The organism is Prosthecobacter sp. (assembly GCF_044226605.1).
GTDB lineage: Bacteria > Verrucomicrobiota > Verrucomicrobiia > Verrucomicrobiales > Verrucomicrobiaceae > Prosthecobacter.
In genome coordinates, this window is the sequence record NZ_JBGAGS010000009.1 from 266292 (window position 1) to 288543 (window position 22252).

16 protein-coding genes are annotated in these 22252 nt (G+C 62.1%); 9 read left to right on the forward strand and 7 right to left on the reverse strand.

Annotated elements, in window-relative coordinates:
- Positions 1 to 63: 63 nt before the first annotated feature.
- From ACILSO_RS14635 to dnaK, 7 genes are all read right to left on the reverse strand, one after another.
- Positions 64 to 8007 carry an autotransporter-associated beta strand repeat-containing protein gene (locus tag ACILSO_RS14635; RefSeq protein WP_395738169.1) on the reverse strand — a complete coding sequence of 2648 codons (7944 nt, stop codon included), beginning with the start codon at positions 8005 to 8007 and terminating at the stop codon, positions 64 to 66.
- Positions 8008 to 8322: 315 nt separating this feature from the next.
- Positions 8323 to 8832, reverse strand: coding sequence for a hypothetical protein (locus tag ACILSO_RS14640; RefSeq protein ID WP_395738170.1), 510 nt, complete (start codon positions 8830 to 8832; stop codon positions 8323 to 8325).
- 291 nt (positions 8833 to 9123) lie between these two features.
- Positions 9124 to 10749 carry a chaperonin GroEL gene (gene groL, locus ACILSO_RS14645; protein WP_395738219.1) on the reverse strand — a complete coding sequence of 542 codons (1626 nt, stop codon included), beginning with the start codon at positions 10747 to 10749 and terminating at the stop codon, positions 9124 to 9126.
- Positions 10750 to 10789: 40 nt separating this feature from the next.
- The gene (gene groES, locus ACILSO_RS14650; RefSeq protein ID WP_395738171.1) at positions 10790 to 11086 is read right to left on the reverse strand and encodes a co-chaperone GroES; all 297 of its coding nucleotides are present in this window, start codon (positions 11084 to 11086) and stop codon (positions 10790 to 10792) included.
- Between the two features lie 111 nt (positions 11087 to 11197).
- The gene (locus ACILSO_RS14655) at positions 11198 to 11800 is read right to left on the reverse strand and encodes a hypothetical protein (RefSeq protein ID WP_395738172.1); all 603 of its coding nucleotides are present in this window, start codon (positions 11798 to 11800) and stop codon (positions 11198 to 11200) included.
- A complete protein-coding gene (locus tag ACILSO_RS14660; RefSeq protein WP_395738173.1) occupies positions 11797 to 12381 on the reverse strand; it encodes a hypothetical protein in 585 nt (194 codons plus the stop codon). Before ACILSO_RS14660 ends, ACILSO_RS14655 begins: the two co-directional genes overlap by 4 nt.
- Before the next feature lie 386 nt (positions 12382 to 12767).
- Complete coding sequence (dnaK, locus tag ACILSO_RS14665; protein WP_395738174.1) at positions 12768 to 14717, reverse strand: molecular chaperone DnaK; 1950 nt, start codon at positions 14715 to 14717, stop codon at positions 12768 to 12770.
- A gap of 343 nt (positions 14718 to 15060) precedes the next feature.
- On the opposite strand from dnaK, the gene ACILSO_RS14670 reads away from it, so the two are divergent.
- From ACILSO_RS14670 to ACILSO_RS14710, 9 genes are all read left to right on the forward strand, one after another.
- Positions 15061 to 15429, forward strand: coding sequence for a retroviral-like aspartic protease family protein (locus ACILSO_RS14670; RefSeq protein ID WP_395738175.1), 369 nt, complete (start codon positions 15061 to 15063; stop codon positions 15427 to 15429).
- Between the two features lie 88 nt (positions 15430 to 15517).
- Positions 15518 to 16054, forward strand: coding sequence for an NADH-quinone oxidoreductase subunit NuoB (gene nuoB / locus ACILSO_RS14675; protein ID WP_395738176.1), 537 nt, complete (start codon positions 15518 to 15520; stop codon positions 16052 to 16054).
- Between the two features lie 13 nt (positions 16055 to 16067).
- Positions 16068 to 16640: an NADH-quinone oxidoreductase subunit C gene (locus ACILSO_RS14680; protein WP_395738177.1), complete on the forward strand. Its 573-nt coding sequence runs from the start codon at positions 16068 to 16070 to the stop codon at positions 16638 to 16640.
- Between the two features lie 130 nt (positions 16641 to 16770).
- The gene (locus ACILSO_RS14685; protein WP_395738178.1) at positions 16771 to 18042 is read left to right on the forward strand and encodes a PQQ-binding-like beta-propeller repeat protein; all 1272 of its coding nucleotides are present in this window, start codon (positions 16771 to 16773) and stop codon (positions 18040 to 18042) included.
- A 229-nt stretch (positions 18043 to 18271) separates the two neighbouring features.
- A complete protein-coding gene (locus tag ACILSO_RS14690; RefSeq protein ID WP_395738179.1) occupies positions 18272 to 19993 on the forward strand; it encodes an LptF/LptG family permease in 1722 nt (573 codons plus the stop codon).
- A gap of 31 nt (positions 19994 to 20024) precedes the next feature.
- Positions 20025 to 20855: a hypothetical protein gene (locus tag ACILSO_RS14695; RefSeq protein WP_395738180.1), complete on the forward strand. Its 831-nt coding sequence runs from the start codon at positions 20025 to 20027 to the stop codon at positions 20853 to 20855.
- A gap of 23 nt (positions 20856 to 20878) precedes the next feature.
- On the forward strand, positions 20879 to 21448 hold the full coding sequence (gene pyrE, locus ACILSO_RS14700) for an orotate phosphoribosyltransferase (protein WP_395738181.1): 570 nt from the start codon (positions 20879 to 20881) through the stop codon (positions 21446 to 21448).
- A 77-nt stretch (positions 21449 to 21525) separates the two neighbouring features.
- Complete coding sequence (locus tag ACILSO_RS14705) at positions 21526 to 21855, forward strand: hypothetical protein (RefSeq protein ID WP_395738182.1); 330 nt, start codon at positions 21526 to 21528, stop codon at positions 21853 to 21855.
- A gap of 8 nt (positions 21856 to 21863) precedes the next feature.
- Positions 21864 to 22250 (forward strand): hypothetical protein, encoded by a 387-nt coding sequence (locus ACILSO_RS14710; protein WP_395738183.1) that lies wholly within the window; start codon positions 21864 to 21866, stop codon positions 22248 to 22250.
- Positions 22251 to 22252: the final 2 nt, after the last annotated feature.

The window sequence follows — 22252 nt, forward strand, 5'->3', positions numbered from 1 at the left end:
GCACAAAAAAGCGGCCCGGATTTGCTTCCGGGCCGCGAAGGGAGGTTTGGCTGTGGGGTGCTGTCAGATCACGCTGGCGGCACAACGCCGGCGCCGGCGCAGTGCCACGCCGCCGAGACCGAAGAGAACGAACAAGGCCCGGCTCGGCTCGGGTGCCACGAAGATGACGCCCGTGGTCATGAACTGGCTCACGTCCCAAAACTCGCCGTTGGTCAGCACCGGCAGGGAGAGATCTCCAAAGGTCCCGCCGACACCCTGCAGGGTGCTGCCGACAGAAAAAGTCCCGTTCAGGCTGGTCCAGTCGAGCACGTTGAAGACATCCCCATAGGCGGCGGTCGCTCCGTAAGTGCCTGAGACGCTGGAGACGACCACGACGCTGCCAGAAGACCCCGTGCCGCCAAGCGTCAGAGCACCATTGACACTGAGCAGGTCGTTGCTGGTGCCACCCGCGTCGTTGGCATGGCTGGCAGCCCACGTGGCGAGAGTGCCTCCGGAAACCGCAGCGGCCAGACCGGCGGCGTCGTTGTTGCTGGTGGTGCCGCTGAGGTCTATGCGGATGCTGGAGGCCGTGGCGACGGAAAGCGAGTTGTTGATCGTGAGCGTTCCCACTCCGGCGCCGGCTGAGCCGCCCGGCTTGATGGAGCCCTGCGTCACCACGGTGGCGCCATTGATGGTGCCCGTTCCCGCCAGGACCGTGCCGGCTCCATTGACGGTGATGGCGCTGCTGCCTGTGGAGCCAGCCTGCACATCGCCCACCTGGAAGGTGCCTGCGCTCACCGTCGTGGCTCCGGTGTAGCTGTTGGTGCCCAGCAGGGTCAGCGTGCCGGTGGTCGTCTTGGTCACGGCACCTCCGCCGTTGATTTCATTGACGTTTTGCATCACGCCGGACTGGGCGTTGAAGACGATCTGGTTCGCTGCGGTTCCCATGTTTTTCCCGCTCAGATCCAGCGTGCCGCCATTCAGCGTCACGGTGGCCGTGGTGCCGGTGCCGCCAGTCTTGGTGATGTCCACATTTGAGGTGAAGGTGCCGCCGGTGATGTTGAGCAGACCCGTCGCGGTGCCTGTCACCGCACTGTTGGCCGCCATGGCGAAACTGCCGCCTGCGTTCACCGTGAAGGAGGCCGTGCCGGAGAGATTGATGATGCCGGCGCCGAGTCCCGTGCCGTTGGTGCCGGCCTTGGATCCCAGCACCACATTGTCGGCGGTGAACGTGCCTGCATCCATGCTGATGGTGCCGGTGGCTCCGCCTGCGGCGGCGTTGTTGGCGATGCCGAGCTGCACGGAAGCGGCCGTGACGGTGGCCACGTGGCCGCGGAGGTCGAGCACGCCGGTGTCTGCCGCTGCGGTGGCAGTGCCGTTGTTGCTGCCGATGATGAAGTTCGCCCCGGCTGCGCTTTTGCCGCCGATCGTCACCGTGCCGGCGCTTCCAGCCGTCTGTGAGGCAAACTGAACAATTCCCGCCGCCTTGGAGAAACCTACGTTGAAGTTGTCCACCGCGAATGTGTTCGTGCCGGTGCCCAAGGTCAGTGTGCTCGTTGAATTCGAGTTAAGCGAGAGCGAGTTCGCCACATACAGCGTCGTCGCGGTGATGCTGTTCGCCGTGTTGGAAAGAATGACGATGCCGTTGGTAAGCTGGCCATAGCCGATGCGCACTTCGTTGAGCGCTGCCCCGCTGCTGCCGAGCGTGACACTGCCAAGTCCCGAAAGATCCAGCGTGGCAGTGTGCCCGAAGTTGGCGGAGGCCTGGCCGATGCCCACGGTGACGTTTTGCGTGCCCGTAGGTGTCATCACCAGCGCACCACCGCCGGTCATGGTCAGCTTGCTGGTGCTGGACGCACCCTGGTCCGTGCCCACCAGCAGGCTGCCGGTGAGGGTCAGCGTCTCCGCCGCGCCAACGGTGATCACGTTTGCCGTGGCGCTGTTGGAGGAAACCGTCAGGCCGCCGAACTTCTGGCTGGCGCTGCTCAGGTCAATGTTCGCCGTGCTGGTGCTGTTGTTGCCGATCCCGACGCTGGTGACCGTGGAAAGAGCATTGTCATTGGCGATCACCACGGTGCCGCCGTTGATGGTCGTCGCGCCGGTGTAGGTGCTGGCGTTGGAAGGGCCGCCGAAGGTGGTGGTATTGGGGCCGTTGAGAGAGAGGCCCCCCGTGCCATTGGCCAGGATGGGAACATCGATCTCCACACCGCCCGTGCTGTAATTGTTCAGCGCGATGGTGGCGTTGCTCGTGGAGCTCTTCAGCGCTGCCGTCGCCGCGCCGCTGTTGGTGATGGTGTAGCGGTTGCTGCCATTGAAGGACCAGCCATCGCTGGTGAGCACAAACCCGTTCAAGTCCAGCGTGCCGGCGCTGGCCGAGGTATCCACCGTGACGGTGGCGGCGCCTTCATTCGCCGTCAGCGTCAGGCTGCTGCTGCCTGGGGCGGAGGGACCGCCGGCGTTGTTGTCCACCAGGTAGTTGGTGCTGCTGACGGCTCCGGACGCAGGCAGAAGATTGGAAACCACCAGTCGCACCACGTTTCCGCCCACCACGGTGGCAAAGCCGGTGCCGGTGCTGTCCGTGACGGTGATGCCACTGTTGATGATGCCGTTGGTCAGCGTGGGGTTCCAGGCCACGATGCCGGTGCCGAGGGTGCTGGTGGAGGCGTCCGCTCCGCCCGCCGCAGTGTTGAAGTTCAGCGTGGAGCCCGCGCCCATGGTCACCGTGTTGCTGGTGATGGTGAGCTTTTCATTCGCGCTGCCAAGGATGATGCTTGCGGCCGCATTCGCGCTTACCGCGATGCTGGCGATGACCTCATTCGTCACCGCGCCGGTGAGGCTCAGGGTCGCATTGCCCAAAGTCACGGCAGAGGCATCGCCGATGAGGTTGGTGGAGCCGTTGGCATAGTTCAGCACCAGCGAGCCGCTGTTGACCGTGGTGGTGCCGGAGTAGCTGTTGGAGCCTGCGGCGGTGAAGGTCAGCGTGCCGCTGCCAGATTTGACCACATTGATCTTGCCCGCGCCATCCGCGATCGTGGCGCCGAAGCTGCCGCTGCCTGTGCTGGAGGTAAGGGTGGAGGTGGTGGCGCTGCTGTTGGTCACGTTGCCGCCGGTGCCGCTGAGAGCGCCCACGACTTCATTTTTCCCGCCCATGTCCAGCGTGCCGCTGTTGATGACCACTCCGACCGTGTCCACGATCTGGTCCCCGCCCGAGCCTGCGAGCTGCACCGTGCCTCCGGCGATGGTCAGCGTGCTGGTGACCGTGTTCACACTGGCGCTGCTGGGCTTGGCCAGCACCAGCGTCCCCGCTGTGACAGTCGGCGCCACGCCGGTGTTTGTGGCCGAACCCGTCAGCGTGAGCGTGCCGGCTCCCGTCTTGGTAAAGGCTCCAGACAAGGCCGCACCGCTGCCCAGCGTCAGGTTCGTGCCTGCATTGGTGACTTCAATCTTGCCGCCCGCGCTGCTGGTGAAAGCTCGGTCGATGGTGACGGTCGCGCCGGTGTATTGCAGCGTTCCCGTGGCTCCAATGACCAGATTCGCTGCCGCATTGGAGGAAGCACCGACTCCGCTGGCCGTTCCGCCATTTGCCAAAGTGGACACGCTCAGCACGCCGCTGCTCACGGTGGTTTTGCCCGTGTAGGTATTCACTCCGCCCAGCGTCATGGTGCCCGTGCCACTGTAGGTGACCCCGTTCGCAAACGAGGCACCGTTGCTGATCACACCTGCGACGGAGATGTTGCCGGTGCCGTTGAAGATCTGTGTGATGGCCGCTGATCCCCCGGTCTGCAGCACAAGGCTGCCCAGGGCCAGGGTGTTCCCCGCACCATTGACCGTCAGCGTCTGCGCGGAAGACGTGGTATTTGATACCACTCCGCCGAGGGTCAGCGTGGTGCCCGTGCCATTGAGAGTCACGGTGCGGCTGGCGCCCACGGACACCGCTCCGGTGCCCAGATTGAGATTGTTGCTGGCGGTGCCTGCCGCCGTCGAGAAGGTGAAACTGGCGCCAATCGTGATGGCGTTGTTGGTCACCTCCGTCAGCGCAGCGCCGCTGGTATTGTCCAGGGTGCCGCCGCTGATGGTCAGCGCACCGGAACCGAGGGCATTGGTGCTGTTCACATTCAGCACACCCGCAGACAAAACGGTGCCGCCGGTGTAGCTGTTGGTTCCCGCCAGCGTCAGAGCTCCCGTGCCCGCCTTGGTCAGAACGAGGCCTGCCGTGGCTTCGGTGATGCTCCCCGTCACGGCCAGAGGCGCGGTGACGGCATTGTTCACCGTCCACGTCTGGCTCGCACCCAGCACCACATCCGCGCTGATGGTGTTGGCCCCGGAGCCGCTGGCAACGGTGATGCCATTTCCGGCGGTGTTGCCGTTGGCGTTGGTGGCATTGATCGTGAGCTTGTTGGCCCCTGTGCCGGAGGCGATGGTCGAGCCGGCGGTGTTTGCCGTGCCGGTGCCGCTGAAGGTGAGGCTGTTGATGGAGAAATTCGCATCCAGCGTGGTGCTCAGATTCGTGGCCGTGGTGGCAGTGAAGGTGACGTTGGTGTTCGCGGATGGCAGGACAAACGTGTTGATCGTACCCGCTGCATTCACGGAGAAGTTGGTGTTGAAGGTGCCGCCGGTGTTGGTGGTGTTCCAGCTGCTGTCCTGGCTGCCCGTCCAGAAGGCGGATGTGGCGGCATTCGCAGTGGTGGAAACGGTGAGGATTTCGGCCGTTCCTGTCGAAGCGCTCAGAGAAAGCCCATAACGCACACCACCCACGGCCACGTTCGGGGTGCCGAGGCTGAAGTTGGCCGTTCCCAGTCCGCTGGCAGCCGTGATGAAGGAGTAATTTCCAGCGGTGAGAGCGGTGCTGCCAATGCCAGTGATGTAAACCACGCCGCCGCCGCTTGTAGCCACCCCGGTGATGGCGAGGCGGTCGATGGCGGTGGTGGCGCCGCCAATGTCGAAGTTCAGAGTGTCCGTGGCGGCAAAGGTGGTGGCACCCGTCACATTGAAGGTGCTCGTGGCACCGTCATTCATGCTGAAGATGGAGCCTGCGTTCAGCACCAGCGTGCTGCCGGTGCTGTTGGTTGCGCCCGTTGTGCCAGGATTCACGGCCAGGGTGGCGCCGCTGCTCACCGTCACCGCTGTGGCTGCCAGATTGGCACCGCTGCCCAGCACCAGTGTGCCACCCGTGATGGCGGTCGCGCCGGTGTAAGTTTCGGTGTTCGTCAGCGTCCAGGTGCTGGTGTTGCTCTTGGTCAGCGAGAGGGTGTTGAGGCCGTTGGAAATGACTCCTGAAATCAGATTCCCCGTGCTGGTGCCGCCCAGATTGAGAGTTTTGGCAAAGTTGTTGGATCCAATGTTGACCGCTCCCACGACGGTGACCGTGGCCGTGGTGGGATTGAGGACCGCCGTTCCGGCCCCCCCTGCCGTGAGATTGAGCGAAGCGAAGCTCACACCTGCCGTGCCGGTGGTGACATTCGTCCCCGCAGTGATGTTCATGGTGTTGTTGCCAATGCTGGCTGCACCGAGCACATGGGTGATGCCCGCGCCCTGCGTGGCACGGTCTGAGACAATGCTCGTGGCGTTGTTGCTGCTCGTGGTCAGCACCAGGGCATTCACGGAGGTGTCCGTCGCCAGACGCAGCGTCGCCGCGCCATTGGTGGACATGGTAAGCGTGCGCGTTGTCGGCAGAGCGGCCGCATTGCCCAAAACAACCGTGCCACCGTCAAGAGTGATCGCGCCCGTTCCGGCCAGCGAGTTCACAGCATTCAGCGTCAGCGTGCCGGTGCCGTTCTTGGTGAAGGTGGGGTTGTTCGTGGCACCCTGGGTGATGATGCCGTTCACCGTTGTGTTCCCAGTCCCGGAGAAGGTGATGTTGTTATTACCCACCGCCATCGCGCCGCCCAGGGTCAATGTGCCTGCCGTGGAACCGATCGTCGTCGCCGAACCGAGCGTGATGGTGCCGCTGTAGGAGTTGGTGCCGCTGATGTTCCGCAAAGCGCCAGCCGATGCAATCCCGGTGCCATTGATCGTCAGAGCCTCCGCCCCCACTGAGATGCCGCCGGAGAGCTCCAGCGCCGCACCGGTGAAGACCGTCGTCGCACCCGCGGTGCCGCCCAGGGAGGAGCTGTTCTGGATTTCCAAGGCACCGGCATTGATCGTGGTCGTGCCCGTGTAGGTGTTGGTTCCGGCCAGCACCACGCGTCCCGTGCCTGTCTTGCTGATGGAAACCGCGCCACCGCCTGCATTGTTGGCCACAATAGCGTTCACGGTCAGTGTGGCGCTGCTGTTCAGTTCATGCAGCGTCAGGGCTCCTGCTCCAGAAGCTCCTGCAGTGAGAGTGCCGTCATCCACCACGCTGCCGATCGTCAGGTTTCCAGCCGTCGTGTCAGCAAGAATGCCGCCGGAAAGGGCAAGCTGCAGCCTGTTCCCCGTGCCGAGGCTCATGGTACGCGCTGCTGTGTCGCTGTAGTCCAGCCCTGCGATCACCGTTGTGCCTGCGGCCTGGGTCGTGTTGCCCGTGGAACTGTTGTCCAGTCCCAGGATGCCCGTGCTGGTATAGCCCGTCACCTGGTCGATGGTCTTGCCCGTTTCATAGACAAAATCAGGCGTGGCCGCCGTCACGAACCCTCCCGCCACTTTCGCAAAGCTGATGCCGCCAGTGGCGCTGGTGTAAGTCACATTCCCGCCCATCAGGCCGGCCGCATTGGTGGTGGCGATGGTGCCGGAAGCCGGTGCCACGATGTTCAGTGCAGCGGCGGCGTTGACCGTGATGGCCTTCAGGGTGACGTTCAGCGTTCCGCCCGCTCCGGAGACGAGGGACAGAGTGCTGGTGCCGCTTGAAATGGTGGTGGAGGCAAAGGTCTGGCTGTTGGTTTCCGAGGCGGCCCCCAGAATGCTCAGAGTGGCGCTGCCGTTCGTCGCGCCGGGATTCATGGTCAGCGCGCTGGAACCGTTGATGATGTTGGAGCTGACCCCGCCGGCGGACGTGAAGTCCAAGGCCAGCGTGCCCTGCGTGATGGTCGTGGTTCCGGTATAGGCGTTGGCACCCGTGAGAGTGAAGATGTTGGAGCCCTGCTTGGTCAGCGCAAACAAAGCCGAGCCGTTGTCCGTGATGACACCATCAAAGGTGGCGTTCGTGCTCGAACTCACATTCAAAGTGGTCGTTCCTGCCGTGCCGGAGCCGTTCATCACCGTGCCGGTGCCCAGCAGGCGGGAGATCGTATCACCGCTGAAGCGGTCATCATAGACGGCTCCAGACGCCAGGGTGATCACGCTGTTGGAGGAAAGCCCCGCGCCTCCCGCCACGCGGAAGGTGCTGGTCCCGTTCACATTGATCGTGGTCATGTCAGAGGCAGCACTGGCGGAAAGATTCAGGAAGAACACCCCTGCATTGATGTTGAGCGCGCCGGTCGTGTTGATGTCCGCGCTCCAGGTCACCGTCCCCGTGCCGTTCTTGGTGATGGCCGAGGTATTGCTGGACGGTGTGGTCGCGGTGATGGTGAAGTCGCCGGTGCCATCAAACGTCAGCGTGCCTGCAGCCAGGGGAGTGAGAGCACCCGCCACCGTCAGCATGTTTGCGGAGTTGTTCAGCCAGGTCTGGCTCGCGCTCAAAGTAATCCCCAAATTCGCGGAGCCCACCGTCGTCGCCAGCGCGCCGGAATTCAGGGTGATGCCGCTGCTGCCGATCGTGAGGACCTGCCCCGTGGTGCTGGCAGAGAGCGTGTAGCCGGTGGTCGTCGTCTGGCCAAAAATCAGGCCGTTGATGCTCTGCGTGCTCACATTCACGGTGCCGCCCGCACCCGTGTTGTTGCCAAACTGGGCGATGTCCGTGACGGCATCATTGGTGGTCGCCACATTCGTGGACAGCGTCGTGTTCCAGAAGGTGGTGCCGCCCACGGTCCAGTTGCCAGCACCGTCTTGAGCGTCCGCCGTGCCGGAGTTGGTGTCCCAGAGGACGGTGCTCCCATAAGACGGACATGCCAGGAGCAAAAGAAACGCAAGCTTGGTCAGTGGCTTGCGAAACGAGGGGAGGGTCAATTTCACCGACGAGGAAACCGCAGTGCAGGGCATCTGGAATTAAAGGGGGGGCTGGGGGGTTGTAAGGGAGACGCGTCGAGTGAGACGTTCCGATCCTTCGACCATCGTCCGGCCAGCAGTGCTTAAAAAAAACACAAATTCGCTGCGCTTCCCTTGCCATTCTCCTACCGCAATGGCATGCCGCTGTCAACCACTCCGCCCAAGTTCGCGTGAGTGGCGGGCCGGTACGCAGGGGGATGGCGGCTTCGCTGCCTTGCGAAGCCAGGCCATCCCAAACTCACCCATTTAAAGAAATAACGTAAACAAAGACCGTTTTCCGACCTATCGAACCTGGCAGACCGTCTTGGCCACGCCTTCGGCAAAAGCTGCGTTAATCTTGTCCATGTTCACCGTCAGGCCGTACAGGCCGCCGATGGCAAAAGACTTGCGCACAATGAACTCACCCACCGGCACGCGCTTGGGCATCTGATAAATCGTTACCACGCCGTCAACGTGCATCTGCCCCATGCCAGGCATGGCGGTGCGCACGACGCCGCTGCCTCTGGTGTAGCGGGTGATGTTCACAGCAAGCTGAAAGCTGTGGTGGGTGCCACTGCCCGGCTGCGCGAGTGCCTGCACATTCTGCGTGATCCGGTCCGCCAGCATCATGCGCTCTCCTTCGCTCATCCGGGCGTCCGTGGTGTTCACCAGCGTGGTCACCCTGTCTCCCTGGCTGACCACCGCCGTGAGCGGCGTCACGTAGGTGGCGTGGGGCGCGCTGGTGGCGCAGTTGGAAAGGGCAAACGCAGCAGCGAGGGCAGAAAACGAACGGAGGAGTTTGGAGAGGTTCATGAGAGAGGGATGGGATAAGAATGAAGTTGGAGCAGGGAAACACCCAAAATATGAGCAAACTCGGTCATATTTCAAATGAACACTACTCAAAAGGGATAGAGAAGTTCCCGAGCGGCTCTGCAAAGTAGTCATGAGCTTTAGCTCGTTCCGGTCGCTGGGTATCTCGCTTCCAAACCGAGCTAAAGCTCTGAACTACTTTAACAAAAAGCGGCCCGGAATTGCTTCCGGGCCGCAGGTGGGGGTTTTGGGTTTTGATTCGCGGCGAGGGTTGGGTCGCGCAGCGGTCAAAAATTACATCATGCCGCCGTGGTCGTGGCTGTGACCTGCGTCAGCAGCTTCTTCCTTGGGGATGTCGGCGATGAGGCACTCGGTGGTGAGGAGGAGGCCGGAGATGGAAGCGGCGTTCTGGAGAGCGCTGCGGGTCACCTTGGCTGGGTCAACGACGCCTGCCTTGATGAGGTCCACGTATTCGCCGGTGGCGACGTTGTAGCCCGTGTTGCCCTTGCCCTTCTTCACTTCGGAGACGATCAGAGCGCCTTCGACGCCTGCGTTTGCAGCAAGCTGGCGGAGGGGGGCTTCGATCGCACGAGCGATGATTTCAGCGCCGGTCTTTTCGTCGCCGGTCAGCTTCAGATCGCCAACGGCGGCCTGAGCGCGGATCAGAGCGACACCGCCGCCAGGGACGATGCCTTCTTCCACGGCTGCACGGGTGGCGTGCAGGGCGTCTTCCACGCGGGCTTTCTTTTCCTTCATTTCCGTTTCGGTGGCAGCACCGACGTTGATGACGGCCACGCCGCCTGCCAGCTTGGCAAGGCGCTCCTGGAGCTTCTCACGGTCGTAGTCGCTGGTGGTTTCCGCGATCTGGTTCTTGATCTGGGAAACGCGTCCGGCGATCGCGTCGCTGCCGCCTTCGCCTTCGACGATGACGGTGTTTTCCTTGCCGATGGTGATGCGCTTGGCACGGCCGAGGTCGGAAAGCTCGATGTTCTCAAGCTTGATGCCGAGGTCTTCGGTGATGCAGCGGCCACCGGTGAGGATGGCGATGTCTTCCAGCATGGCTTTGCGGCGGTCGCCGAAGCCAGGAGCCTTGACGGCCACGATGTTGAGGGTGCCGCGCAGCTTGTTCACCACGAGGGTGGCCAGGGCTTCGCCTTCCACGTCTTCAGCGATGATGAGGAGGGGCTTGCCGGAGCGGGCCACCTTCTCGAGCAGAGGCAGCATGTCCTTCAGGTTGCTGACCTTCTTCTCGTTGATGAGGATGTAGGCGTTCTCAAGGTTGCACTCCATCGTCTCCGGATTGGTGACGAAGTAAGGAGAGAGGTAGCCCTTGTCGAACTGCATGCCTTCCACGACTTCGAGGGTCGTTTCGATGGACTTGGCTTCTTCGACGGTGATGGTGCCTTCCTTGCCCACTTTGTCCATGGCTTCGGCGATGATGTTGCCGATGCTGGCGTCCCAGTTGGCGGACACGGTTGCGACCTGGGCCACTTCCTTGCTGTCCTTCACGGGGGTGGAGATTTCCTTCAGCTTGGCCACGATGGCCTCGGTGGCCTTGAGGATGCCGCGCTGCAGGGAGGTCGGGTTGGCGCCGGCGGTCACGTTGCGGAGACCTTCGGAGTAGATGGCTTCGGCCAGCACGGTGGCGGTGGTGGTGCCGTCACCAGCGATGTCGGAGGTCTTGGAGGACACTTCCTTGATGAGCTGGGCGCCCATGTTTTCATAAGCGTCCGGAAGTTCGATTTCCTTGGCCACGGTCACACCGTCCTTGGTGATGGTGGGGGAGCCGAATTTCTTTTCCAGGATCACGTTGCGGCCGGCAGGGCCGAGCGTGGCCTTCACGGCACGTGCGAGTTTGGTGACGCCGCGGAGGAGGGCCTGGCGGGCGTTTTCGTCGAAGTTGAGTTGTTTAGCCATAATCGTTTAAGTAGTGAGTGGGGGGGTGAGTTTTGGGGAGGGATTAGCCAACGATGCCGAGGATGTCGGTTTCGTTGATGATGAGGACGTCTTCGCCGTTGAGCTTCACTTCGGTGCCGCCGTACTTGGAGATGAGGACGCGGTCGCCCTTCTTCACGGTGAAGAGGGTGGCAACATCTTTGCCTTCATCGTCCTTGCCGGTGCCGAGTGCGAGCACTTCAGCTTCCTGGGGCTTTTCTTTGGCGGTGTCAGGAAGATAGATGCCACCGGCGGTCTTTTCTTCGCTGGAGGAGCGCTTCACGAGGACGCGACGTCCGAGGGGTGTAATGGAGGTTGCCATAGTTGGTCTGGTTTGTGCTTTAGGGTTTCTGGTTCTGGTTCGGTTTGGTTCGGGTTGTCTGCCCGGCCTGCTGTCACACGGGTTGGGTGTGCCGGCTGGCCGGGCGGAAATCTATTCGGGGTCGGTGGCCGGCGGAGCAGCAGCGGCCGGCGCGGGAAGGGTGTTCGGCACGATCGCCACGCCGTTCGGCGCGCGCTCCATGCCTCCGTAGCTGAGATCCGGGGAGGCTTCGCCGATCTCACTGACGAGAAAATCCACAATGCGCTGCGGGTCTTCAGAAAGCACGGACTGCAGCATGCGGGAGGTGCGGTTCTTGTCGTAGCCTTTCATGTCCAGGTCCAGCTTGGCCGCACCTTCCATTCCTTTGATCTGGGCGGCGAGATCCACACTGGAGTTCACGCGCTTCAGCAGTACAGGATCTTCACCGAGCTTCTTCATCGCCGCGGCCAGCTTCTCCTTCAGTTCTGGAGTGGCCAGCAGTTCAGTGGCGGTTTTGCCGGGGTATTGGGCGATGATGCCGTCTGCTTCGTTCTTCAGCGCCTCGTCCGCAGCGGAAATCACTGCCGCAGGCGCGGGTGCCAGCGCACTGGCGATTTCAGCTTCCATCTTCGCCGCAGGCGCTTCAGAAGCCGGGGCCTTGGCTGCTTCCGGCTTTTTACCGCAGGAGGCAAGTGCCAGCGCCGTCATCATGAGAAGGGTGTTCGTCGTCTTCATGATGCGCGGGGGGCGATGGCGGCGTGAGAGATCTCACGCAGCGCGGTTTTCACAGCCTGTTCAAAGGATTGAAACGACTCATACGGAGAACCGAGCATGCCGGTGAAGCCCCGCACATCCGCAGTGTTTTCCATCCGGCCCATCACGAACCATTGATCGCCACCCTGATTTTCGATCAGCGACTTCAGGTATTCGATCTCCAGCTTCTTGTTCGTGATCTGGTCGTTCGTGTCGGCGCTTTGATTCGTGAACTGCACCAGCGGCTGGCGGCACAGCAGGATGCCGTAGGCCTTGTTCAGCGCCAGGGAGCAGGTCACGGAATACTTTGCCTGGGAATCCACCAGCGTGTGGGAAGGATCCGTGCAGCTGATCATGAGTTCCGTCTCAGAGAGCCGCGCGGTGGCGCCCATGGGATCGCGTGTGATCCGGAAGCCCTCCGCCTCCGTCAGCGAGGTGAAGCATTCAACGATCTTGTTGAGGAAACTCCGGCGCATTCTCAGCAGCAGCTCATCATGCTTCGCCAGGAGGCCCTTCGCCTCCCCGTCGAGTGCAGACAATTCTTTGAGGGCTTCGAGGCTCATCTCGGTAGCTGGGTGGTGTTGGAAAGTGGTCCGCACAGTCCCCTGTGCGGCGCGCCGCAGGCCGGAGAGTTTTCACTCGCGCGCAACACGCCGAAGTCCATATCACGAAGTCTTGTGCCGGAGGCACAAGAGATATGAGCCGGTGGTGCAGCCACCGGACCCACGCGATTTCCCATCGCGGAAAAAGGCAGCGCACCAGCCGGTGCGCCACCGAAGCAAACTGACGACACGCGATATGAACCGGTGGATGCACCACCGGCGAATGTCTCGCGTCCTTCCAGGCCGCCACGCGGTGGCGAGCCGTGAAGGCTCGTCACCGGAGTGGGAATCGTTCTGGTCTGAAGAGACAACATCAGGTCAGCAGGCTGGGTTCGCGTCCGAAAAGCTTACTTGTCCTTGTCCACCACTTCGAAGTCGGCATCCACCACCTTGCCCTTGTCCTGGGACTTGGTTTCGGTGCCACCAGCGGACTGCTGGCCGCCCATGTTGCTCATGTCGGGCATGCCACCTTCGGCACCGGGAGCTGCGCCAGCGGCGGCAGCGGCCTGGTAAGCAGCGGCGAAAAGCTTCTCAAGTTCTTCGGTCTGCGCCTTCATCTTGGCAGTGTCGCCAGATTCAACAGCAGACTTCAGGGAAGCGAGCTTGTCCTTGATCGGGGAGAGCTGGTCGGCAGGGACTTTGCTTTCCCAGTCCTTGAGCTGTTTCTCGATCTCGAAGCTCAGGCCTTCCGCCTTGTTCTTCACTTCCACGGCTTCCTTGCGCTTGAGGTCTTCCTCGGCGTGCTCTTCAGCATCGCGCTTGGCTTTTTCGATCTCTTCCTGGCTGAGGCCGGAGCTGCCCTGGATGGAGATCTTCTGCTCTTTGCCGCTGACTTTTTCCTTGGCGGAAACGTGCAGGATGCCGTTGGCGTCGATGTCGAAGGTCACTTCGACCTGTGGCACGCCACGCGGTGCTGGTGGGATGCCGTCGAGCTTGAAGGTGCCGAGCGTCTTGTTGTCGCGGGACATCGGGCGCTCGCCCTGCAGCACCACGATTTCCACGCCGGGCTGGTTGTCGCTGTAGGTGGAGAAGACCTGGCTGTGCTTCTTCGGAATGGTGGTGTTGCGCGGGATCATCGGGGTGGCCACGCCGCCGGCGGTCTCGATGGAGAGCGTCAGCGGGGTCACGTCGAGGAGGAGCACGTCTTTGACGTCGCCCTTGAGCACGCCGCCCTGGATGGCAGCGCCCACGGCCACCACTTCGTCTGGGTTCACACCCTGATGCGGGTCTTTGCCGGCGAGCTTCTTCGCGGTCTCAACCACCTTCGGCATGCGGGTCATGCCACCCACGAGCACGAGTTCGTCGATCTTGCTGGCGTCCAGCTTGGCAGCCGCAAGGCAATCCTTCACGGGCTTGATGGTGCGCTCAAACAGGCTGTCCGTGAGCTGCTCCATCTTGGCGCGGGTGAGGGTCTTCATGATGTGCTTCGGCCCGGTGGCGTCCGCAGTGATGAAGGGCAGGTTCAGGTCATAGCTCTGGCTGGAGCTGAGGGCGATCTTGGCCTTTTCAGCTTCTTCCTTGATGCGCTGAAGCGCGTCAGGCTGGCCGCTGAGGTCGATGCCGCTGTCCGTTTTGAATTCGCTGACGATCCAGGAGATGAGGGTGTTGTCCCAGTCATCACCACCGAGGTGGGTGTCGCCGTCGGTGGCGAGCACTTCGAAGACGCCGTCGCCGATTTCCAGCACGGAGATGTCGAAGGTACCACCGCCAAGGTCATACACGGCCACCTTTTCGTCCGACTTGCTGTCGAGGCCGTAGGCCAGGGCGGCTGCGGTCGGCTCATTGATGATGCGGCGCACGTTCAGGCCGGCGATTTCGCCAGCGGCCTTGGTGGCGTTGCGCTGGCTGTCATTGAAGTAAGCAGGAACGGTGATGACCGCTTCGGAGATCGTTTCGCCGAGCTTGGCTTCCGCGTCGGCCTTCAGCTTGGCCAGGATCATGGCGCTGACTTCCTGCGGGGAATAGGTTTTGGTTTCGCCGCCGACTTCCACCTGCACGTGGGCGTCGCCGTTGCTGGCGGCCACGATCTTGTAAGGCATGCGTTTGTCGGCTTCGGTGAGTTCTGCAAACTTGCGGCCCATCAGGCGCTTCACGGAGAAGACAGTGTTGCGGGGATTCGTCACAGCCTGGCGCTTGGCGGCCTGACCGACGACGCGTTCGCCGCTCTTGGTGAAGGCGACGATGGAAGGCGTCGTACGCGCGCCTTCGCTGTTTTCCAGCACCGTTGCTTTGCCGCCTTCGAGGACGGCCATGCAGGAGTTGGTGGTGCCGAGGTCAATGCCGAGGATTTTGCTCATGGTTTTTTGGGTTGGGGGAGAAAGGTTAAACTGACAATGTTGCTGAGCATTCTATGGCTAGAGGCGTGCCAAGTGGGGTTTTTGAAATGCAATTCATTGGTTATGAGATAATTGGCAGAGAATGAGACGAGAGGCCATTGGGTCATCCATTGTGCCAAAGTGCCAATTATGGCACACCTGAGGCTGGCACTTGGCGCAGTTGGACGCCATTTGAGATGGAGCGCACGCGGCCCGCGTGTCGTTTTCCGCGTCCTCGCGGAAAACCGGCCCAAGGCAGGCCCAGGGTCTGTCACTGAGAAGAGAATCAGCTTTTCAAACAGCGGTCAGGATTGCATGGTTGAGTATGGGAACCTTCAAAGTCGGAGCCAAGATCGAAAACGTCGTGGATCGTGAGCAGGCGGCCAGGATCCCGAAGATGCTCGTGGACACCGGCAGCGAATATACCTGGGTACCCGCGACTACGCTGGAGAAGATCGGCGTGAAGCGCGAAAAGAAGGATCTCGCCTTTGTGATGGCGAACGGTCAGCAGATCACCCGCAGCGTCGGTTTTGCCATTGTGAGAGTGGACAAGGCTTTCACGGTTGATGAGGTCGTCTTTGCTGAGAAGGGCGATTTGCTGCTGCTGGGCGCACGTAGCTTGGAGGGACTGAATTTGATCGTGGATTCGCGTCAGAAGAAGCTGGTGGCCTCTGGGCCGCTGCCGGTGGCGTAATCCCCGCTTGTGAAATATTTCACAATCCGATTGCCGCCCCTGCGCAGGGGGCGTAATTCTCATGGTCCCAAACTTTCCCCTGACTCCCATGGTCGCCCCTGCTGATTCCACCGTTGCTGCTTACGACTCCAAGGTCGAAGGCAATATCATCTTCACCAAGATGGACGCCGCCATCAACTGGATGCGCAAGAACTCCATGTGGCCGATGCCGATGGGCCTTGCCTGTTGCGCGATCGAGATGATGGCCGCCGCCTGCAGCCGCTATGACCTCAGCCGCTTCGGTGCGGAAGTCATGCGCTTCTCCCCCCGTCAGGCCGACGTCATGATCGTGGCCGGCACGGTGACTTACAAGATGGCCCTCGCGGTGAAACGCGTGTGGGACCAGATGCCGGAGCCGAAATGGTGCATCGCCATGGGCGCCTGCGCCTCGTCCGGTGGCATGTATCGCAGCTACGCGGTGCTCCAGGGCATCGACCAGCTCATTCCGGTGGACGTTTACATCTCCGGCTGCCCGCCGCGCCCCGAGGCGCTGCTGGAAGGCCTGATGCGCCTGCAGCACAAGATCGAGACCGAGCACTCCACGAAGGAGCAGAAAAAGGAACTCCTCGAAGAACTCTCCGCTTAATTTTTTCACGACCATGAAAGCCGCCCAAATGGTTGAAGCCCTGAAGCAGAAATTCGGCGATGCCGTGCTGGAAACGAAGGAGTTTCGCGGAGAGCACACGCTCGTCGTCAAGCTCGCCAGTGCGAAGCCCCTGCTGAAATACTGCCGCGATGAACTGAACTTCGACTACCTCGTGGACGTCTCCAGCCTGGACTACATGGGCCGGGAGCCGCGCTTTGAAATCGTCTACGAACTCTACGGCTACGGCCACCTGCAGTATCTCCGCGTGCGCGCCGCCATGGCGGAGGACGAAGAGGTCCCCACCGTCAGCGATCTCTGGGCCACTGCCGACTGGCACGAACGCGAGGCCTACGACATGATGGGCATCAAATTCAGCGGCCATCCCGATCTGCGCCGCATCCTCATGTGGGAAGGCTACCCTTACTTCCCCCTGCGCAAAGACTTCCCTCTCGAAGGCAAGCCCAGCGACATGCCCGAAGTCGGCTTCACCAAGATCGCCCCGATGGCAGACGGCCCGTTCGTCACCAGCCCTGGCACCGGCGATACTGTGACGCGCGAGCCTCGCTCCCGCCGGCCTACGGAATAGCGTCGAGCAGAACAGAATAGCTTGGAGTGCCGTGGCCTCTGTCGTATTCTGATCTCGGTTGTCTTCCCAGACGTGCGGTGCAAACATTGCACCCCGTTTCGCGTTCACAGACACCCGCAGCATCACAATCATGACACGCACGCACCTCACCACCGCACTCGGTCTGGCCCTGGCCACGACTGCTTTCTCCGCTTTCTCCGCTGACTCCACCGACTGGGGCACTTTCCGTGGCCCTCAGGGCAATGGCATCGTCGCCGCACCGGCAGGCGCCAAATGGAGCCTCAAGCAGGTCTGGAAATCTCCCACCAACCTCGGCTTCAGCTCCTTCGCCGTCGCAGGCGGCAAGGCCTACACCCTCGTCACCGGGGAGACCGATGGCAACAAGGGCGAGATGATTCTCTGCCTCGATGAAAAGACCGGCAAAGAACTCTGGAGCAAGCCCCTCAGCGTGATCCCCAAATACGACGGCGGCGGTGACTCCGGCACGAATGACAACAAAGGCGGCGACGGCGCCCGCTCCACCCCCGTGGTGAATGGTGGCAAGGTCTATGCCATCGACTCCATGCTCGGAGTCTTCTGCTTTGACGCCGCCACCGGCAAGCCCGTCTGGAGCCACGACGTGATGAAGGACAACGCCGGCGTGCAGATCAAATGGGAAAACGCCGCCTCCCCGGTCATCGATGGCGATGTGCTGCTGCTCGCGGGCGGCGGTGCCGGCCAGGCGCTCATCGGTTTGGACAAAAACACCGGCGAAACCGTGTGGAAAGCCGAGGACGACAAGATGACCCACGCCACCCCCGTGCTGGCAGACATCCTTGGGGTGCATCAGGCCATCTTCTTCACGCAGACCGGCCTCGTCGCGGTGCATCCGCAAAACGGCAACGTCATCTGGCGCGCCCCCTTCCCCTTCAAGGTCAGCACCGCTGCCTCCCCGGTGGTGTTCAATGACATCGTCTATTGCTCCGCCGGCTACGGCGTGGGCGCCGGCGCTTTCAAGATCAGCAAGAGCGGCGACAAGCTCGAAGCCACCCAGATCTGGCGTCGTGAAAACCAGTGCTTCAACCACTGGAGCACCCCCGTGGTGAAAGACGGCTACCTCTACGGCATGTTCAGCTTTAAGGAATACGGCGCCGGCCCCCTCGCCTGCGTGGACATCCGCACCGGTGAAGACAAATGGGCGGAAAAAGGCTTCGGCCCCGGACAGGTCATCCTCGCGGGCGATAAGATCATCGCCACCAGCGACAAAGGCGAGATCGTCGTCGTCGAAGCCAAGCCGGACAAATACAAGGAAGTGGCCCGCAAGGACGTGATGGACGGCAAGGTCTGGAGCTACCCAGTGCTGGCCAATGGCAAGATCTTTGCTCGCAGCACGGTGGAAGGCGTCTGCCTGGAAGTGAAGTGATCCCGCTTGCATGCCCAGCGCGGGTAGGGCGGCTTGTCCTCAAGCCGCCGGGGTCTGGCGCTTGGTGCTCATGAAAGTAGGACGCTGGACTCCGCAGCGGGCCGGCTGTCCGCCATAGCACCCAAAATTCGAAGCCCGGAGCTGACCGCTCCGGGCTTCTTTTTGCCCTGCGACCGTGCAAGCCTTGACGCATCGGGTGCCCTAACCGACTCTCATTGCTCCCTCCGGCATGAAGTGGCTCATTCGTCTGCCCAAAGCCTGGCAAAAGGCACGTGAACTCCCCTATCTGGGGCGGGGTTCCTTTGCCGTGATCATCGCCCTGCTGATCATCTCCATGCTCATGGGCTGGCACCGCACCCACCCGGACGATGCGGTGGATGCCGCCGTGCAGCAGGCGCAGCAGTCCCAGATGGATGTGCCGGAGGGCATCCTCGTGCTGGCCCGTGTGCTGCCCTATCTCAATCTCTGGATCCGGCTCGGCGTGCCGGTCCTTCTCATCGTCATCTGGCGGCGCTGGGGAGACCTGCGCCGCCTCATGTTCCCGGTCAGCGTCGCCTCCATTTCCATGGCCGTGTGGGCCGTCGCGAGCGAGCTGGTGGACTACATCGCCCACTCGCACATGACGGAAATCGGCGAGCCGCCCGTGCCCGTCGCCTTTGCCTTCAAGCTCGTCTTCATCGGTGTGGTGTACCTTTCGGTGCCGTTTGCCCTGCACTACTACCGGCGCATCGGCATCCTGGAAAAGTACACACTGCGCACCTTCCTGCACCCGCTGGTGTTCTGCTTTGTCTCCTTCTTCACCCTGTGGGTCATCATGGATCTGCTGGACAACCTGAAGGACTTCCAGGAGTCCCACTCCAGCGTCGTCTGGGTCATCACCTTCTATTTGGGCATGATCCCCTTCGTGTTCACGCAGATCCTCCCCGTGGCCCTCCTGCTCGCGGTGCTGTACTCGCTCACCCGCATGTCGAAGGCCAATGAGCTGATCTCCATGCTGGGCACCGGGCGCAGCCTGCTCCGCGTGCTGCGGCCCCTTTTCATCTGCAGCATCTACGCCTGCGTGCTGAACACCGCCGCCACCTACTACTGGGCCCCCCGGGCGGAAGGCAGCCGCGATGCCAAGGTCACGGCCATGAAAGTCCACGCGGCGGGCTCCATCATGGCCTCCGCCATCATGTTCCATGACGAGCAGACCCACCGCACCTGGTACGTGGGCACCTTCCCCTTCTCCATGCGCACCGAGTCCGAGCGCATGCATGGCGTGCAGATCCGGGAGGAGGACAAGGAGGGCCGCCCTGCGCGTACCATCATCGCGCCCACCGTCGGCTGGTCCTCGCGTTCCGGCTGGCGTTTTTATGATGGTAAGGAACTGCTCTATCGAAATGGCAGCGTCGCCGCCATCAAGGAGTTTCCCGTGGGTCCGGACGGCCAGCGCGTGCTCCAGGTGCCGGGCATCGAGGAGACTCCGTGGAGCCTTGTCAGCTACGCGCTGCGGCCCGATTTCATGGGCGTTCCGGAGCTCGTGTCCTACCTGCGCTCCCACCCCAAGGCGGCCGATGACAAGCTGGCGCCCTTCCGCACGCATTTCTGGCACCGTTTTGCCATGCCGTGGCAGGCCATGGCGCTGGTGCTCGTCGCCGCGCCGCTCGGCGTGGCCTACTCCCGCCGTGGCTCTGTGGGCGGCATTGCCGGCAGCGTGTTCATTTTCTTCATCTTCATGTTCATGAACAATCTCTTCCTCAATCTGGGCAAAGGCGGGCACCTGCCCCCCTGGCTCACCGTGTGGATGCCTCACCTCATCTTCGGCGCGCTCGGCCTTTTCCTCTTTTACTTCCGCTCCCAGAACCGGGATCTGCCCAGCTTCAAGCTCCGCCTCTTCAAGAAGGCCCCGGCGCAGATCGCCCGCCCGCGCAACCGCCGCTCTCCCCTGCCCGGTCCCTCCGCCACTTGATTCGTTAAACCTGTCACTTTAATCATCGCTGATGCAGCAAAACTGGTCCATCCGCAGCCGCGCCCACGTTTGCGCCCTCACCGGCCGCCCCTTTGAGGACGGCGAGGTCTTCCACACCGCCATTCACTTTGATCCCGAGGAAAACGGCTACGTCCGCCGCGATGTCTGCGCCGAAGCCTGGCCGCAGGAGCAGGAGCAGCGCAAGCCCGTCGCCGCCTGGAAGACCATCTACAGCCGAGTCCTCGTGGAGGCCAAGCCGGAGATCGCTCCGAAGGAAAGCGCCCAGGCCCTCCTCCAGCGCTTCATTGAGGAAGGCGACCCCCGCACCGAAAATGCCCGCTACATCCTCGCCCTCATGCTGGAGCGCAAACGCCAGCTCACCCAGACCGCCGAGAAGGAAGTGGATGGCGCCAAGATGCTCTTCTACGAAAATCGCAAGACCGGCGAAATCTTCATCGTGCGCGATCCCGAGCTCCGCCTCGATGAAATCGCCGACATGCAGGACGAAGTCGCCACCCTCCTCGCCTTCGGCGGCCCCGCCGCCGATGCCGCCAAAGCCGTCGGTGTGACGCTCACCGTGGACGGCGTCGTCCCGGCGCCGGATGCTGCGCCAGCCTCCGCGGAAGGCAGCGCCGAGACAGCAGGCACGGAAGCAGAAGCCGCGCCCTCTGCCGAAGAAGCTGCTGAGACTGAGACTGAGGCTGAGTCTGACGCCGATGCAGCGGAAGAAGAATCCGTGTCCGAAACCGCCTCTGAAGCGCCTGAACCACCCGCCGAAAACAAAGAAGAACCCCTTTCCGAAAACGCCGCAAACGACGACGACACCGAATCCAGCACTGAGCATCCAGCATCCAGCCACTAGCATCCAGCATCCATTTCTTTCCCATGTCCCTCGAACAAGACCGCGCCGAACTCCTGCAAATCCTCAAAGCCAAGTCCATCAAGACCGGCAAGTTCACCCTCGCCTCCGGCAAGGAGAGCGATCTCTACGTGGACTGCCGCGTGACCACCCTCGACTCCCGCGGCGCCGTCCTCGTGGGCCGCGTGCTGCATGCGCTGCTGCGCGAGGAGGAAGCGAAGCGCGGCCTCAGCATCGGCTCCCTCGGCGGCCTCACCATGGGGGCGGACCCTATCACCCTCGCCGTCGCCATGAGCTCCAGCATGGCCGGCGATACCCCGCCTGTACAGGCCTTTGTGGTGCGCAAGGAAGCCAAAGGCCATGGCCGTGGCAAACGCATCGAGGGGAACTTCATCACATCACAGCCCGTCGTCGTCGTCGATGACGTCATCACCACCGGCGGCTCCACGCTGAAGGCCATCGAAGCCATCGAAGAAGAAGGCGGCAAAGTCGCCTTCGCCCTCATCCTCGTGGACCGCTCCGAAGGCGGCCGCGAAGCCATCGAAGCAAAGGGCTACCCCGTGGCCGCGGCGTTTACGCGGAAGGATCTGGTGTAGTACGACAGAAACTCCTGTCTGTCGGTCAGCGCTCCGCCACACCCAGCCGTCGAGAGAACCCCTCAGCCAGCTTCTCCATGACGCAACCTCTCCCGCACCTGCATCAAGCATCAGCGCGTGCGCTCCTTTGCGCCGCGCTGCTTCTCTCCGCCACCTCCTGCGTGCACAAAAAGGCCGTGATCTTTGATCACAACACTGGCCCTGGGAAGGAAACCATCACCTATCGTGGAAAGCCGATCACGTTTCAGGAGCTGTATGATCTTGGAGAAAACGCGGAGGAGGACCAGATTGATCTCATCGTGAAACAGGACGGTCAGACGCAGAAGCTCGACCTCAAAACATGGCACACCGGCATGAAGCTGCTGCCAGACGTGATCTTGAGAATGCCAGGAGACTTGGTTGATTGACCCGCACCATGAACCCCACCTCCCAGCTCTGGGTCGAACTCGTCGGCGAGATCATCGTCGCACGCATTCGCGGCATTCCCACGGAGGAGCTCATTGGCGAATGCCAGCGCCGCGTCATCGCGCTGCAGGCGGACACCGGGTGCAAGCGGGTGCTGTATGACGCCTTGGAGCTGGAGCGCCCGCCGATCGAGATCGTGCTCACGCAGCAGTCGTTTTCTTCCGAGCTCAAGGAGTCTGCCCTGAGCGTGGCCATCGTGGTGCCAAACACGGCCATCGCGTATCTCGCGCGGCTGGCATTTGGAGATCTGCACCACCGCGTCTTTTACAATGACATCGCCGCAGCCATTCTGTGGCTGATGAAAAATCCGCCCGACAAAACTCCCTCCTCGCAGTAGGT